Annotated in this window: 10 protein-coding genes; 3 read left to right on the top strand and 7 right to left on the bottom strand. The window is 74.4% G+C overall.

Annotation, left to right across the window (positions count from 1 at the left end; translation table 11 throughout):
• Window positions 1-173 precede the first annotated feature (173 nt).
• The 4 genes from AAFN69_RS25905 to recG all read right to left on the bottom strand — a co-directional run bounded on the left by AAFN69_RS25905 (window position 174) and on the right by recG (window position 5,069).
• Window positions 174-1,472, bottom strand: a complete 1,299-nt coding sequence (locus AAFN69_RS25905; RefSeq protein WP_347731163.1) for a cell division initiation protein — start codon at window positions 1,470-1,472, stop codon at window positions 174-176.
• 130 nt (window positions 1,473-1,602) lie between these two features.
• Window positions 1,603-2,082 (bottom strand): pantetheine-phosphate adenylyltransferase, encoded by a 480-nt coding sequence (gene coaD, locus AAFN69_RS25900; protein ID WP_347731162.1) that lies wholly within the window; start codon window positions 2,080-2,082, stop codon window positions 1,603-1,605.
• A gap of 26 nt (window positions 2,083-2,108) precedes the next feature.
• On the bottom strand, window positions 2,109-2,720 hold the full coding sequence (gene rsmD, locus AAFN69_RS25895; protein WP_347731161.1) for a 16S rRNA (guanine(966)-N(2))-methyltransferase RsmD: 612 nt from the start codon (window positions 2,718-2,720) through the stop codon (window positions 2,109-2,111).
• Window positions 2,721-2,834: 114 nt separating this feature from the next.
• Window positions 2,835-5,069 carry an ATP-dependent DNA helicase RecG gene (gene recG, locus AAFN69_RS25890; protein WP_347731160.1) on the bottom strand — a complete coding sequence of 745 codons (2,235 nt, stop codon included), beginning with the start codon at window positions 5,067-5,069 and terminating at the stop codon, window positions 2,835-2,837.
• 235 nt (window positions 5,070-5,304) lie between these two features.
• On the opposite strand from recG, the gene AAFN69_RS25885 reads away from it, so the two are divergent.
• Together AAFN69_RS25885 and AAFN69_RS25880 are read left to right on the top strand one after the other, a co-directional pair.
• Window positions 5,305-7,128, top strand: a complete 1,824-nt coding sequence (locus tag AAFN69_RS25885; RefSeq protein ID WP_347731159.1) for an HSP90 family protein — start codon at window positions 5,305-5,307, stop codon at window positions 7,126-7,128.
• Window positions 7,125-10,040, top strand: a complete 2,916-nt coding sequence (locus AAFN69_RS25880) for a tetratricopeptide repeat protein (RefSeq protein ID WP_347731158.1) — start codon at window positions 7,125-7,127, stop codon at window positions 10,038-10,040. The genes AAFN69_RS25885 and AAFN69_RS25880 overlap by 4 nt, the downstream gene beginning before the upstream one ends.
• Before the next feature lie 311 nt (window positions 10,041-10,351).
• Here AAFN69_RS25880 and AAFN69_RS25875 read toward each other — a convergent pair whose 3' ends face one another.
• On the bottom strand, window positions 10,352-11,986 hold the full coding sequence (locus AAFN69_RS25875; protein WP_347731157.1) for a DAK2 domain-containing protein: 1,635 nt from the start codon (window positions 11,984-11,986) through the stop codon (window positions 10,352-10,354).
• Between the two features lie 258 nt (window positions 11,987-12,244).
• On the opposite strand from AAFN69_RS25875, the gene rpmB reads away from it, so the two are divergent.
• Window positions 12,245-12,430, top strand: coding sequence for a 50S ribosomal protein L28 (rpmB, locus tag AAFN69_RS25870; RefSeq protein WP_078877327.1), 186 nt, complete (start codon window positions 12,245-12,247; stop codon window positions 12,428-12,430).
• A 152-nt stretch (window positions 12,431-12,582) separates the two neighbouring features.
• Here rpmB and thiD read toward each other — a convergent pair whose 3' ends face one another.
• Both thiD and AAFN69_RS25860 read right to left on the bottom strand, forming a co-directional pair.
• On the bottom strand, window positions 12,583-13,377 hold the full coding sequence (gene thiD, locus AAFN69_RS25865) for a bifunctional hydroxymethylpyrimidine kinase/phosphomethylpyrimidine kinase (protein WP_347731295.1): 795 nt from the start codon (window positions 13,375-13,377) through the stop codon (window positions 12,583-12,585).
• Window positions 13,378-13,403: 26 nt separating this feature from the next.
• A complete protein-coding gene (locus AAFN69_RS25860; protein ID WP_347731156.1) occupies window positions 13,404-14,372 on the bottom strand; it encodes a thiamine-phosphate kinase in 969 nt (322 codons plus the stop codon).
• Window positions 14,373-14,773: the final 401 nt, after the last annotated feature.

Below are 14,773 nucleotides of genomic sequence, written 5' to 3'. Positions count from 1 at the left end.
TTTCGTGCTGTCGGGGAGTGGGCCGCCGTCCCGTGTGACGGGATGCGAGCAGCGCGAATCGCCACAGTATGGGCGACCGAAGAGCCAGGATACTGGACGGGCCGCCGTGGGCCCAATCCGGTCCCCCGGGGTCCGCGCCCGGGGGCTCCGGGGCGCCGGACTGATGTGCCTGCTCAGTGCCCCTGCTCGTAGCGGCGCAGCTGGTCGAGATCGATCATTCCGGTGTCGAAGAAGCTGGTCTCGTCCAGGGCGGCGGCGGGATCCCGGGGCTGCTGCTGCGGGGAGCCGTGGCCGTAGCCGTCGTGCGCCGGGGGCGCGTACGGGTCCTGCGCGCCGTACGGGGCCCCGTACCCGGGCTGCTCCTGCCCCTGGGGGTGGCCGTATGTCCGCGGTGCCTGCGGTGCCTGCGGCTCGTAGCCCTGGCCGGCGTACTGCTCGTACCCCTGCTGCTGATAGCCCGGGTCCTGGTAGGCGTCCTGCCGCGGGTACCCCTCGTACGCCGCCTGCTGCGGCTGGTACCCGGCGAAGGGGTCGTGGGCCGGGGCCTGCGGCACCTCGGCCGCGGCGGGCGGGAGCTGCGCGGGCAGCGGCACCGACAGGGGCGGCGGAGGGGGCGGCCCGGCGGGGGACCGGGGGTCGGCGGGGGGTGTGGTGTCCACCGCCCGCCACGGGTCGGCGGCCTGCTGCCGGGAAGCGGCGCCCGCGCCCGCCCGGACGCCGCCGGAGCGGCGCGGCTCGGGGTCGGCGAGCTCCGCCAGCCCGGCGAGGTAGTCGGCGTCCGTGGAGTGCCGGCGGGAGCCCCCGGCGGCGTCCTGGGCGGCCATGTGCTCGCCGAGGGCGTCGCTGGTGGTGCGGCCCAGCAGGGTCTGGCGGCCCCGGCCGACCGCCTCCAGCGTCTTGGAGAGCACCGCCTCGAAGGCGCCGAGCTTGGCGTCCACATAGGCGTCCGCCCGGTGGATCAGGGTCTGCGGGTCCGAGCTGTGCTCGGGGGCGTCCGCGTCGGCGAAGCCGTCCGCGTCGAGCCCCGGACCCCGGCCGAGCAGCTTCTCGCGCCCCCGGTCGACCGAGCCGATGGTCTTGGTGAGGACGACCTCGAAATTGGCGAGCTTGGAGTCGACGTAGTCGTCGGCCTCCGCCCGGATCTCCTCGGCCTCCCGCCGGGCGTCGGCGAGGATGCGGTCCGCCTCGTCCTGGGACTGGCGGGCGACCTGGCTGCCGGCGATCAGCGAACCGCGCTCGGCATGGGCGCTCTCGATGATCCGGTCCGCCTCCCGGCGGGCCCGCGCGACCATCTCCTCCTGCCCGCCGATCAGCTCCTGGGCCTGGGCCAGGGAGCCGGGCAGCGCCTGGCGCACCTCTTCGAGCATGGACAGCAGCTCGGAGCGGTTGACCACACAGGAGGCCGACATGGGCATGGAACGGGCGCTCCCGATCGCCCGGACGATGTCATCGAGTCTCTGCTGCACGTCCACCGTGGTCCGCCACTCTCTGCGCCGATACGTCTGAGCCGCGTCCGCCTCGGCCGAGCCGGACGGGAAAGACTGTACGGCGCCGGGCCCCCGGCGCGACAGCGGATGACGGACCGTCACCCGTCCTGGGCGGTCACTGTTCCGCGAGCCGGGCGACGAGAGCCCGGTGGACCACGGGGGGCAGCAGATGGGAGACGTCACCGCCCCACGCGGCGACCTCCTTGACCAGGCTGGAGGAGAGGAAGCTGTAGGTGGGGTTGGTGGGGACGAAGAGGGTCTCCACACCGGAGAGGCCGTTGTTCATCTGGGCCATCTGGAGCTCGTAGTCGAAGTCGCTGACCGCGCGGAGCCCCTTGACGATGGCGGGGATGTCCCGGGCCTTGCAGAAGTCGACGAGGAGCCCGTGGTGGGACTCGACGGAGACGTTTCCGTACTCGGTGGTCACCGAGCGGATCAGATCCATCCGCTCGTCGACCGTGAACAGTCCTTTCTTGGACTGGTTGATCATCACCGCGACGTGTACGACGTCGTACAGCTTCGAGGCGCGGGCGATGATGTCGAGGTGTCCGTTGGTAATGGGGTCGAATGACCCCGGACAGACTGCGCGGCGCACTGGGAGTACCTCGCTCTCCGGTCCGGTCATGGGATGTTCTCGCAGGTGGATGCCGCTTCGTACGAGGTGTACGAAGAGGCCGCGCGACCGTACCAAAGCGTCCCCTCGCCGTAACGACGGGCCCGCACCGGTTCGAAACCCTCCGGCCATTGGAACGTGCCACCTCTGGTGCTGCGCTCAACGGTGGCGAGAGCGTCCTCCGCGAGCCAGCCCCCGGTGCGGAGTGTGAGCAGGATCTCCCGAAGATCGTCGTCGGTGACCGCGTACGGCGGGTCGAGGAAGACCACGTCATAGGGGGTGGCCGGAGCGGGGCCCGCCACCACCTGCTCGGCCCGGCCGGTGCGCACCTCGGCGCCGGGGAGAGCGAGCACCCGGACGTTCTCCCGTACGGTACGGGCCGCGCGGGCGTCGGCCTCGACCAGCAGGGCGTGTGCGGCACCCCGGGAGAGCGCCTCCAGGCCGACCGCGCCGGAACCCGCGTAGAGATCGGCCACCCGGGTCCCGGCGAGGGTCCCGAGCAGGGACTCCCAGCTGGAGAAGAGGCCCTCACGGGCCCGGTCGGAGGTGGGGCGGGTGCCGGTGCCGGGGGGGACGGCGAGGCGGCGGCCACCGGCGGTACCGGCGATCACGCGGGTCATCTCGGTCCTTACGGGAGGAGGTCGGGGTCGGGAGCGGGCCGGGCGGGCCCCGGCGGCGGCCGGGATCCGCGGCCCGTGGACACGCGGCCGGGAACCGCTGTCCCGGCCAGTCTCTCAGCCCTTGTCGAGATACTGCTCCCGGTCCTCGTCCAGCAGGGCCTCCAGCGCGATCCGCAGCCCGGGGGTGCGCTCCAGCTCCGGATCGTCCCGGACGACGGCCATGGCCTCCTCGCGGGCGGCGGCGATGACCTCCTCGTCCTCGATGACGGCGAGCATGCGGAGCGAGGAGCGGGCACCGGACTGGGCCTGGCCGAGCACATCGCCCTCCCGGCGCTGCTCCAGATCGATCCGGGAGAGCTCGAAGCCGTCGAGGGTGGCGGCGACGGCGGCGAGGCGCTGCCGCGCGGGGCTCGCCTCGGGCATCTCGGAGACCAGCAGACAGAGCCCGGGGGCGGAGCCCCGGCCCACCCGGCCGCGGAGCTGGTGGAGCTGGGAGACCCCGAAGCGGTCGGCGTCCAGGATCACCATGGCGGTGGCATTGGGCACATTGACGCCGACCTCGATGACGGTGGTGGCGACCAGGACATCGACCTCGCCAGCGGTGAACCGGCGCATCACCGCGTCCTTGTCGTCGGGGTGCATCCTGCCGTGCAGCGGTTCGACCCGCAGCCCGCCGAGCGGCCCGCCGGCGAGCTGTGCGGCCGTGTCGAGCACGGCGAGCGGCGGCCGCTTCTCCTCCTCGGACGGTGCCCCGCTCGCCTCGCTTCCCGTGTCCTCCTTCCCCTTCCCCTTCGCCGGCTTCCGGTCCTTCTCGTCCTCCTCGTCGCCGATCCGGGGGCAGACCACATACGCCTGATGCCCCTTGGCGACCTCCTCGCGCACCCGCTCCCAGGCACGGGCGAGGAAATGCGGCTTGTCCCGGGCCGGGACCACATGGCTGGCGATCGGGGAGCGCCCGGCCGGCAGCTGGTCCAGGACGGAGGTCTCCAGATCGCCGAAGACGGTCATCGCGACCGTCCGGGGAATGGGGGTGGCGGTCATCACCAGGAGATGGGGCGGTGTGCTGCCCTTGGAGCGCAGGGCGTCGCGCTGCTCCACGCCGAAACGGTGCTGTTCGTCGACGACCACCAGCCCCAGATCGTGGAACCGGACCTTGTCCTCGATCAGTGCGTGGGTCCCGATCACCAGACCCGCCTCGCCGGTCACCAGATCGAGCAGCGCCTGCCGCCGCGCGGCCGTCCCCATCGACCCGGTCAGCAGGACGACCCGGGTGGCGTGCTCCACCCCGCCGAGCATGCCGCCCTCGGCCAGCTCGCCCATCATCTCCACGATCGAGCGGTGGTGCTGCTGGGCCAGCACCTCGGTCGGCGCCAGCATCGCCGCCTGGCCGCCCGCGTCCACCACCGCGAGCATCGCGCGCAGCGCCACCAGGGTCTTGCCGGAACCGACCTCGCCCTGAAGGAGGCGGTGCATCGGGTGCTCGGTGGCCAGATCGGTGAAGATCTCCTCGGTGACCTTGCGCTGGCCGTCGGTGAGGGTGAACGGCAGCTTGGCGTCGAAGGCGTCCAGAATGCCGCCCCGGCCCGGCCTGCGCGGCACCGCGGCGAGCCGGGTCTCCGCGTGACGGCGCCGGGCCAGCGCCACTTGCAGCACAAACGCCTCGTCCCATTTGAGCCGCTGCCGGGCGTCCTCGATGTCCGCCCTGGTCTGCGGGCGGTGGACCTTGAGCAGCGCCTCGGGGAGCGGGACGAACCCCCGCCCCTCCCGGAGCCCCGGCGGCAGCGGATCCACCGCGTCCGAGGCGCGCGGCAGCACCGCGTCCATCGCCTTGGAGATCTTCCAGGACTCCATGCCCTTGCACGCGGGATAGATCGGGATCAGTGCCCCGGCCCAGGACTCGATGTCGAGGGCGTCCTCGTCGCCGGGGCCGGAGGAGCCGCCGAGCTTGGCATAGCTGGGGTGGGCCAGCTGCGGCTTGCGGTTGAAGACCGAGACCCGGCCGGCGAACATCGCACGGCTGCCCGGCAGCAGATCCTGCTGCGGCTTGTGCACCCCGCGCCCGAAGAAGACCAGCTGGAGCCGCCCGCTGCCGTCGGTGATGGTCACCTCCAGCCGCTTGCCCCGGCCGCCGTTGAAGGTGTGCACCCTGGCGTCGGCGACCTGCGCGACCACCGTCACGTCCTCGTCGAGGGGCAGATCGGCGAGCCGGGTCAGCCGCCCCCGCTCCTCGTATCTGCGGGGATAGTGGTGCAGCAGATCACCGACGGTGTGCAGACCGAGCTGCCCGGCCAGCACCTTCGCGGTGGCTGCGCCGAGCGTGCTCTTGAGATTCTCTTCGAACGCGGACACGGATCCATTGCACACCACACCGCCGACAACCGTCGGCACCTGTGGATAACCCCTGGTCACGTCTGTGCGGCGGCCCCTAGGATGACGACCCTCCCGAAACCCCCGCCACCGCGCCCCGAACGCCCGCCGGTTCACCGGCCCGCACACCGCTCCCGCCACGGTTCCCACGCCGCGATCACCCTCCGGGGGATCGCCCGACCCCGCGCCGTACCCACTCCCCGGCGGCGCAGTGACGATGACTTCTGAGATCTCCTCGCACCCGGCCGCCCCCGCACCGCACACCTTCCAGGTCGATCTGCGCGGCCTGGTGGATCTGCTCTCCCACCATCTCTACTCGAGTCCGCGGGTCTATCTGCGCGAACTGCTCCAGAACGCCGTCGACGCGATCACGGCCCGCCGCGCCGGGGAACCCGGCGCGCCCGCCCGCGTACGGCTGCTGGCCTCCGACGGGGTGCTGCGGGTGGAGGATTCCGGCGTCGGACTGACCGAGCGGGATGTGCACAGCCTGCTCGCCACCATCGGCCGCAGTTCCAAGCGGGACGGGCTGGAGACGGCCCGCTCCGAGTTCCTGGGCCAGTTCGGCATCGGGCTGCTGGCCTGTTTCGTGGTCGCCGCGGAGATCCGGGTGGTCAGCCGGTCCGCGCTGACCCCGGACGCCCCGCCGGTCGAGTGGCTGGCCCGGGACGACGGCTCGTACACCGTGCGCACCCTCCCGGCCGGCGCCCGCACCGAGCCGGGCACCACCGTGGAGCTGACCGCCCGCCCCGGTGCCGCGGAGTGGCTCACGAAGGAGCGGGTCACCGCCCTGGCCAGGGATTTCGGCTCGCTCCTCCCCCACGACATACGGGTCGGGGAGACCCCGGTCACCGAACTCCCCGCCCCCTGGGACCGCGACCGCTCGAACCCGCCCGCCCGGCGGGTGGCGCTGGCGCTCCACTGCCACGAGCTCTTCGGATTCACCCCGCTCGACTCGCTCGATCTGGAGGTGCCGCTCGCCGGGGTCCGGGGCGTGGCGTATGTCCTGCCGTCGGCCGTCGGTCCGTCCCGGAGCTCCGGCCACCGGGTGCATCTCAAGGGCATGCTGCTCACCGACCGGGCGGAGACCCTGCTGCCCGAATGGGCCTTCTTCGTACGGTGTGTGATCGACACCGACTCGCTGCGGCCCACCGCCTCCCGGGAGTCGCTGTACGAGGACGAGACGCTGGCGGCCGTGCGCGAGGCCCTCGGCGCGCAGGTGCGGCAGTGGCTCACCGGCCTGGCCGCGGGCGATCCGGAGCGGCTGCGGCGGTTTCTCGCCGTGCACCATCTCGGGGTGAAGTCGCTCGCCCGGCAGGACACGGAGATGCTCCGCACCATGCTGCCGTGGCTGCCGTTCGAGACCACGGACGGGCAGATCTCACTGGAGGAATTCGCCCGCCGGCACCCGGTGGTGCACTTCACCCGCACCGTGGAGGAGTTCCGCCAGGTCGGCCCGATCGCCGCGGCCCAGGGCATCGGCGTGGTCAACGGCGGCTACACCTACGACAGCGAGCTGGTCGAACGGCTCCCCCTGGTGCTGCCCGGCACCCCGGTGGCCGAACTGGACGCGGACACCGTCACCGCGCATCTCGATGCCGTCGACCCCGCCGAGGAACTCGCCCTCGCGGGCTTTCTGACGGCGGCCCGCGCCCGGCTCGACCCCCTCGACTGCGATGTGGTGCTCCGTTCCTTCCACCCGCTGAGCGTGCCCGCGCTCCATCTCGACGACCGCGACACCCGGCACGAACGGGCCCGCGCGGACGCCGAGGAGCGGGCCGACGACCTCTGGGCCGGCATCCTCGGCTCACTGCGCGGCACGGCGCCGCGGGCCCGGCTGGTGCTCAACCACCTCAATCCGCTGGTCCGCCGGATCAGTGCCCTCGGCGGCGGGGAGCCCGGCGGGACGGCGGTCGAGGCGCTGTACGGGCAGGCCCTGCTGATGTCCCGGCGTCCGCTGCGGCCCGCCGACTCGGCCCTGCTCAACCGCGCCTTCCTCGGCCTGCTGGAGTGGGCCGCCCCCGACCGGGAGAACGGCCGATGACCTCCGGATCCCACGCCCTGTGGCAGGCCCTGCGGGAGAACTACGCGGAACCCGAGGGGCCCGCGCGCAACGCCCGCGCGGAGCGGATCTTCGCCGAGATCGAGCAGTCGGGCGAGACCGGGCTGCTGATCGACGGCCTCAACCATCTGATGCAGGTCTACAACTACAGCTCCGAGACGGACAAGATGTTCGTCCCCTTCGCCCGGCTGCTGCGGCTCTGGGAGGAGCGGCCCGGGGAGTTCGACAGCCGGCGCGCGCACAGCCTCTTCTGGATGTTCAAGTGGGTCTCCAGCGGCATGATCGACCAGCCGCACATCCCGCTCGCCTCCATCGAGAGGTGGCAGGACGAGATGGCGCGCCGCTACCGGCTGGCCGGACACTCCGAACGGGCGGTGCGCCAGGGCGAGCTGCGGATCGCCCGCCACATCGGGGACATGGAGCGGGCGGCCCGGGCGTACGCCGCCTGGCAGGCCGCCGAGCGGGACGACAAGAGCGACTGCCGGGCCTGTGAACTGCACACCCAGGGCGCGTGGCTGGCCCGCCGCGGGGACGACGCGGGAGCGCTGGAGAGCTGGCGGCCGGTGCTGACGGGCGAGCTGACCTGCGCCCACGAACCGCACGAGGTGCTGGCCGCCTCGCTGCTGCCGCTGCTGCGGCTCGGCCGCGCCGGCGACGCCCGCGCCCACCATCTGCGCGGCTACCGGCTGGTGCGGCCCATGGAGTCGATGCGCGGGGCGGTCGCCCGGCATGTGGAGTTCTGCGCGCTCACCGGGAACGAGGCGCGGGGCCTGGAGATTCTGGCCGAGCGCCCCGCGTACTTCACCGACACCGGCGAGCCGGGCAGCCTGCTCGACCATCTGGCCGTGACCGCGCTGCTGACCGGCCGGCTGACCGCGCTGGGCCACGGCGAGCACGCGGTCACCGGGCCCCCGGACCGCTCCTGGACGGTACGCGAACTGGCCGGGCACGCCCGCGCGGAGGCGCTGGCGCTGGCCGGGCGGTTCGACCTGCGCAACGGCACCACAGCGGTGAGCGACCGGATCCGGGAGCGCATGGACCGCGCGCCCCTGCTGGAGCGGCTGCCGCTCGGGCTCAGCGCCGGGCGGCCCGCGACGGCCGCCGCCGTCACGCCCGCTCCGGCGCCCCCGGCGGGCGCCGCCGTCGGCGAGCTGATCGCCGCCGCCCGTGAACTCTCCGAGGCACAGCGGCCCGGCGCCCTCGCCGCGTGGGCGGCGGTGTCCGCCGCGGCCGGCCGGGAGGGCACCGATCTCGATCCGCTCGTCCGGGCCGAGATCGCCGAACACCGTGCCATGGAACAGCGGGTGGACTCCGCCGAGGCCGCCCGGCTCTTCGACACCGCGGCCGGACTGCACGAGTCGGCGGGCGATCCCGGCCGGGCACTCGCCGCCCGGGCCCGGGCCGCGTACGCCCGGATCGACGACGGCTCCGGCCCCGGCGTCGAAGAGGCGGCGGCGGCGGACAGCGCCCGCTCCGAGATCCTCGTCCTGCTCGCCGAGGGCCGGGCCCGGCCCCGCGAGGCGGCCCGGGTGCTGCTCTCCCGCTGCCGGATCCGCCAGGCGGGCGTCGTCGCCGCGGCCGGGGAGCCCGAGGCGGCGATGGCCGCGCTGGAGGAGGCCGCGGCGGAGCTGACCGCGCGCATGGAGCCGCATCTCGCGGACGGCGCGGTGGGGGCGGCGGTCGCCGAGGCGCTCGGTCTGCTGGGGAACATCAGCGCCTTCCGGGGCCGGGACGGGGAGGCGGCGGAGCTGTACGCGAGGGCCGCGGCCGGGTACGAGGCGGCGGGCCGCCCCTGGTTCTCCGTGGAGGTCCACTCCCAGCTCGCGGCGGTGCGCGGCCGGCTCGGCGACCCGGCGGCGGCGGTGCGGGCGGCCCGCGCGGCCCTGGAGCACGCCCGCGCCCACACCGGCGCCGGCGGGCTGTGCGGGCTGCACCTCCAGCTCATGGAGTACCTGGCGGAGACGGGCGAGCACGCCGAGGCCGCCGAGCACGCCCTCCAGGCGTCGCACTGGGCCGACGAGGCCGGCGGGAACACGGCGCACGGCGGGTACGCGCGCCACCGGCTGGGCGGTCTGCTGCTGGCACAGGGCCGGGCGGACGAGGCGGCGACGGTCCTGGAGACGGTCCTGCCCGAGCTGACGGCGGACGAGCACGGCGAGGGCATGATCGTGCAGACCCTGTGGTGGCTGGGTGACTGTCTGACCGCGCTGGACTCCCCGCGCACGGCGGCGGAGCACTGGCTGCGGGCCGCCGACATCGCCAGGGGCTGGCCGGACCAGCGCGACCACGCGATGCTCGCGAATCTCGCGGGTGAGGCGCTCTACCGGGCGGAGCTGAACCCGGAGGCCGAGTCGGCCTTCCGCCGGGCCGGCGAGCTGTGGCGCGGGCTGGGCGACGGCCCCGCCCTGGTGCGCACGCTGCGGGTACGGGCCTGGCTGGCCCTGCGCGAGGGCCGGGAGGGGCCGGCGGCGGCGCGGGAGCTGATGCGGGCGGCGGAGGAGGAGGCCGAGCGGGCGCTCCGTGCGGGGGCGCCGTCCGGCGAGGCGCTCGGCCGGCTCCGCGCCGAGCTCGCGGACACCCACCGGCAGACCGGTGAGCTGATCGCCAACACGGTGGAGGGCCGGCCGGACCCGGGCGACACGGACGGCCCGGTCCGGGCCGCCTACGACGAGGCGCTGGCGTACACGGAACGCGCCGTGGCGGGCTTCACGGCGCTGGGCCCGGCGGGCGCGCGGGACCGGGCGCGGGCGGAGCTGCTGGCGGGCTGGCTGGCGGCGGACCTCGCGGACCCGGCGGGGGCGGAGGCGCGGGCGCGGGGGGTGCTGGCGGGGTTCGCGTCGGACGAGGCGCTGCGGACGGAGGCGGAGGCGCTGCTGCGGTACGCGCGGGGCTGAGGGGGGTGCGGGTTCCTGCGGGGCGCGGGGCGCGGGGCGCTCGCGGGGTGCGGGTCCTTGCGGGGCTCCGCCCCTGCCCCGCGCCCCGATCTCCCCCAGGGTTTCGCCCGGGAGGTACCCCGGGCGGGGCTGAATTCCGGCCGCTGTCGCTCGCAGGTGCGGGCACGGGGCCGGCCGCGCCGGGCAACGCGGACAAGACCGGGCGGACGCCGGATCAAGCCTCGCCGACGTTTGAGGCGCGGGTCCGGGACGGTCCCCCCGGCAGGCGCGGGGGCCGGGACGGAGCCCCGGTACGGGTGCGGTCGGGCGGGCTACTCGACGCCGATGAGGAGGGCTCCCCCGCGGCCCCCGTCGTAGATCACCGTGTCCACCGCCAGGTGCCCCTCCCGCACATGGCGTTCGAGCGCCGCCGACACCGACTCCCGCTCCGGCACGTCGTCGCCGAGCACCAGCGTGACCAGTTCCCCGCCGGCCGCGAGCATCCGGTCCAGTACCGCGGTCGCCGTCGCCGTCAGACGGGTGCCGATGACGGCGACGTCGCCGTCTATCAGGCCGAGGATGTCGCCGGCCTGGCAGACGCCCGCCGAGGTCCAGGACTGGTGCTCGGCGACGGTGAGCTCGGCGCAGCGGGTCGCTCCCGCCGCCGCGGTCATGGCGACGACGTCCTCGTCGAAGCGGCGGCCGGGTTCGTGGACGGCGAGGGCGGCGAGGCCCTGGACGGCGGCGCGGGTGGGGACGAGGGCGACCCGGATGCCCTCGGTGCGGGCCTGCTCGGCCGCCGCGGCGGCGGTGTGGCGGAGGTCGGCGGAGTTGGGGAGGAGGACGACCTCACGGGCGTGCGCGCGGCGGATCGCGTCGACGAGTTCGCCGCTGGCGGGAGGCTCGCCGGGGCGGGCGAGGACGGTGGTCGCGCCGGCCTCGGCGCAGAGGCCGGCCAGGCCCTCGCCGGGGACGACGACGACCACGGCCCGCTGCGCGGGCTCGCGGTCGGGGACGGCCGCGGGCGCGGAGGCGAAGTGGGTGATGCGGATCCGGTACGGCCGGCCCGCCTCCACGCCCGCCTCGACCGCCGCGCCGGCGTCGTCGACATGGACGTGGACATTCCACAGGCCGTCGCCGCCGACGACGACGAGGGAGTCGCCGAGACGGTCGAGCCGGGTGCGGAGCCGCGCGACGGCGGAGTCGTCGGCCTCCAGGAGATAGATGACCTCGAAGGCGGGTCCGGAGCCGGCGCAGCCGTCCTCGGGGGCGGCGAGCGCGGCGGTGAGGGCGGCGGAGGCACCCGCGCGGACCGGGTCCCCCACCCGGGGATGCGCGCCCGCCCGGACGGCCGGGGCGGGCGCGCCCCCGAGGGCCCGGACCAGGGCGTCCAGCACGGCGACAAGACCGAGGCCGCCCGCGTCCACGACTCCCGCGCGGCCGAGGACCGCGAGCTGCCCGGGGGTGGCGTCGAGTGCGGCGCGGGCGCCCTCCCGGGCGGCGCGGGCCGCGTCGCCCGGGGCCGTGCGGGCCGCCTCGGCCGCGGCGGAGGCGACGGTGAGGATGGTGCCCTCGACAGGGTGGGCGACCGCCTCCCGGGCGAGCTCGGCGGCCCGCCGCAGCGCCCCCGCGAGGTCGTCCCCGGCGGCGATGCGCTCGGCCATGCCCCGCAGGAGCTGCGCGAGGATGGTTCCGGAGTTGCCGCGGGCCCCGATGAGCGCGCCGTGCGCCATGGCGCGCATGGCGTCGGCGGCGGCGGGCGCGGAGGAGCCGGTCTCATGGGCGGCGAAGACGGCTTCGACGGCCTGGGCGGCGGACTCGACGGTCAGATACAGATTGGTGCCGGTGTCACCGTCCGCGACGGGGTAGACATTGATCGCGTCGATGGCGGCGCGTTCCCGGCCCAGTGACTCCAGTGCCTGTGCGCACCAGCTCCGTACCGCTGCGGCGTCGAGATTCTGCGGCACCTGGTGGTCCTCCTCGGTCGGCCGGTCGGGCCGTGGGCAGCGGGTCGCACCGCAGGGTAGACCCCGTTCCGCGGCAGGCGGAGGGGTGGGGGCGGGAGAACCCATGGTAGTTTCGTACTGCGGATGCAGTCGTTGTATGCTGCTCCGGTTGCCCGATGAGAGTCGGGCCATTCCCCCGGCAAAGCCACCGAATCAGCTCACTGATTTCCGGCGCGCCGGAATTCACTGTAAGTGCATCTGAAGTCTTTGGAGTGACCCGTGGCTGCCAACTGCGACGTCTGCGGCAAGGGGCCGGGCTTCGGCAACAGCATTTCGCACTCGCACCGCCGTACGTCCCGTCGCTGGAACCCGAACATCCAGCGCGTGCGTGCCGTGGTCGGTCGAACGCCGAAGCGGCTCAACGTCTGCACCTCGTGCATCAAGGCCGGCAAGGTCTCGCGCTAAGGTGGTCGCCCCCCATGCGTGGGGTCGATTCAGTCGTAGCGCAGCCCTCGCCGGTTGCCTTGCAGAAAGCCGGTCCACCTCGGTGGGCCGGCTTTCTGCCATGCCCTGAGGCGGTGGCTCCGGGGCCGTGACCCCGGAGCCGTGCCGCCGCGTCAGATCCTCCCGGGGCCGAGCCGCCAGCCGTGGTCGACCGGGCCGATGCCGCCGCCGAGGGCGAAGCCGGCTTCGATGGCCCCGGTCACGTACTCCTTCGCCGCCGTCACCGCCTCCGGGACGGTGTGCCCCTTCGCGAGCCCCGCGGCGATCGCGGACGCGAGGGTGCAGCCGGTGCCGTGGGTGTGCCGGTTGTCGTGCCGGGGGGCGCGCAGCCAGTGCTCGGCGGTGCCGTCGGTGAGCAGGTCGACCGCGTCGCCCGCCAGATGACCGCCCTTGATCAGGGCCCAGCGCGGTCCGAGGGCGAGTATCGCGTCGGCGGCGCGGCGCAGCCCGTTCTCGTCGGTCACGGTCACACCGGTGAGCTGGGCGACCTCGTCCAGATTGGGGGTGGCGACGGTCGCGACGGGCAGCAGTTTCCGGCGTACGGATTCGAGCGCGGACGGTGCCAGCAGGGAGTCCCCGTGCTTGGAGACGCCGACCGGGTCGACCACCACGGGTGCGGTGGAGCCGGCGAGGAGTTCGGCGACGGTCTCCACCAGGAGGGCCGAGGCGAGCATGCCGGTCTTCACGGCCTGTACGCCGATGTCGTCGACGACGCTGCGGTACTGGGCCCGTACCGCCTCGGCCGGCAGCTCCCAGTAGCCCTGGACGCCGAGGGAGTTCTGGGCGGTGACCGCGGCTATCACGCTCATGCCGTGGGTGCCCAGCGCCAGCATGGTCTTGAGGTCGGCCTGAATACCCGCGCCGCCGCCGGAGTCGGATCCGGCCACGGTGAGGACCCGGGGCGGGATCCCGTGTATCGCCTCCGGTGCGGTGCTCACGCGCCCTCCCCGGGGCCGAAGTGGTCCCAGCCGCCGGTGCTGTGCCAGGACGCGCCGTCGACGGTGACCTGGGGCAGTGCGGAGGGGTTGAGCACCTCGCCGATGATCTTCCAGCGGGCGGGGAGTTTGGTGTCCGGCGGGAAGGTGGCGACGATGGCGTGGTCCTCCCCGCCGGTCAGGACCCATTGCAGCGGGTCGACACCGACGGCCTGGCCGATGTCGTGCATCTGGCTGGGGATGTCGATGGTGCCGGAGCGCAGATCGATCCGGACCTTGCTGGCCTCGGCGATGTGACCGAGGTCGGCGACGAGCCCGTCGCTGATGTCGCACATGGCGGTGGCGCCGAGCCCGGCGGCGGCGGGGCCCGCGTGGTACGGGGGTTCCGGGCGCCGGTGGGCCTCGACGAAGGCGCGCGGGGAGCGGAATCCGCGGGAGAGCACCGCGTGGCCGGCGGCGGACCAGCCGAGCCAGCCGGTGTAGGCGACGACATCGCCGGGGCGGGCCCCGGCCCGGGTGACGGGTTCGTGGTTGCGCAGATCGCCGAGCGCGGTGATGGCGAGGGTGATCAGTTCGCCGCGCACGACATCGCCGCCGACCACGGCGGCGCCCGCGACCTGGCATTCGTCACGGATGCCGTCCATGAGCTCGGTGGCCCAGGTGACGGGGAGTTCGGCCGGGACGACCAGGCCGAGGAGGAGTGCGGTGGGGACCGCGCCCATGGCGGCGATATCGGCCAGGTTCTGGGCGGCGGCCTTGCGGCCGACGTCGTACGCCGTCGACCAGTCGCGCCGGAAGTGCCGGCCCTCAAGAAGAATGTCCGTGCTCGCCACGACCCTGCGGTCGGGGGCGGAGACGACCGCGGCGTCGTCGCCGGGGCCGATCCGGACCGCGGGGGTGGAGGTGAGCCGGGAGGTCAGTTCTCTGATGAGCCCGAACTCCCCCAACTCGCCCACAGTGCCCTTCACCCGAGTCTCACCTCTCCGTCGTCCCGCCGGACCATCCGGCGGACAGCAGATACCAGCAGCGGCACCGTCCGGCGCGGGCCGGACGGATCCGTACACACCGGTGCGGCCACCTCGGACCGTACCGGTCGCGCCGTCCCGTCCGGCCGCCGGACGGGGTACGCGGCCGGGCGGGCCGCCGGACTCCCCCGCACCGCGCGGGCCCGGCCCCGGGCGCGTCCCGGGGCGCGTTCGCGATCGGAGAGTGCCACGGGTACCGTCGGAGCACGCGTCAAGAGATGGCCAACTTCTGTTTTCCGGGTGCCGCACCACGTACACCGCCCGGCGCTCAGGTCTCCCCCCGGCGCGCGGCGACGCGATACCGTGGCGTCCCTTTCTCTCCCCCGGGGCCTTCCCACCGACGG

The sequence above is a fragment of the Streptomyces sp. CAU 1734 genome, assembly GCF_039888735.1.
Taxonomy (GTDB): Bacteria; Actinomycetota; Actinomycetes; order Streptomycetales; family Streptomycetaceae; genus Streptomyces.
The sequence above is the reverse complement of the archived record's forward strand: the minus strand, read 5'-3'. Positions and strand labels throughout refer to the sequence as shown.

Excerpts from the sequence above, each read along its gene's own strand:
- rsmD (WP_347731161.1), bottom strand. The coding sequence starts at position 2,720 with ATGACCCGCGTGATCGCCGGTACCGCCGGTGGCCGCCGCCTCGCCGTC.
- AAFN69_RS25885 (WP_347731159.1), top strand. The coding sequence starts at position 5,305 with ATGACTTCTGAGATCTCCTCGCACCCGGCCGCCCCCGCACCGCACACC.
- AAFN69_RS25880 (WP_347731158.1), top strand. The coding sequence starts at position 7,125 with ATGACCTCCGGATCCCACGCCCTGTGGCAGGCCCTGCGGGAGAACTAC.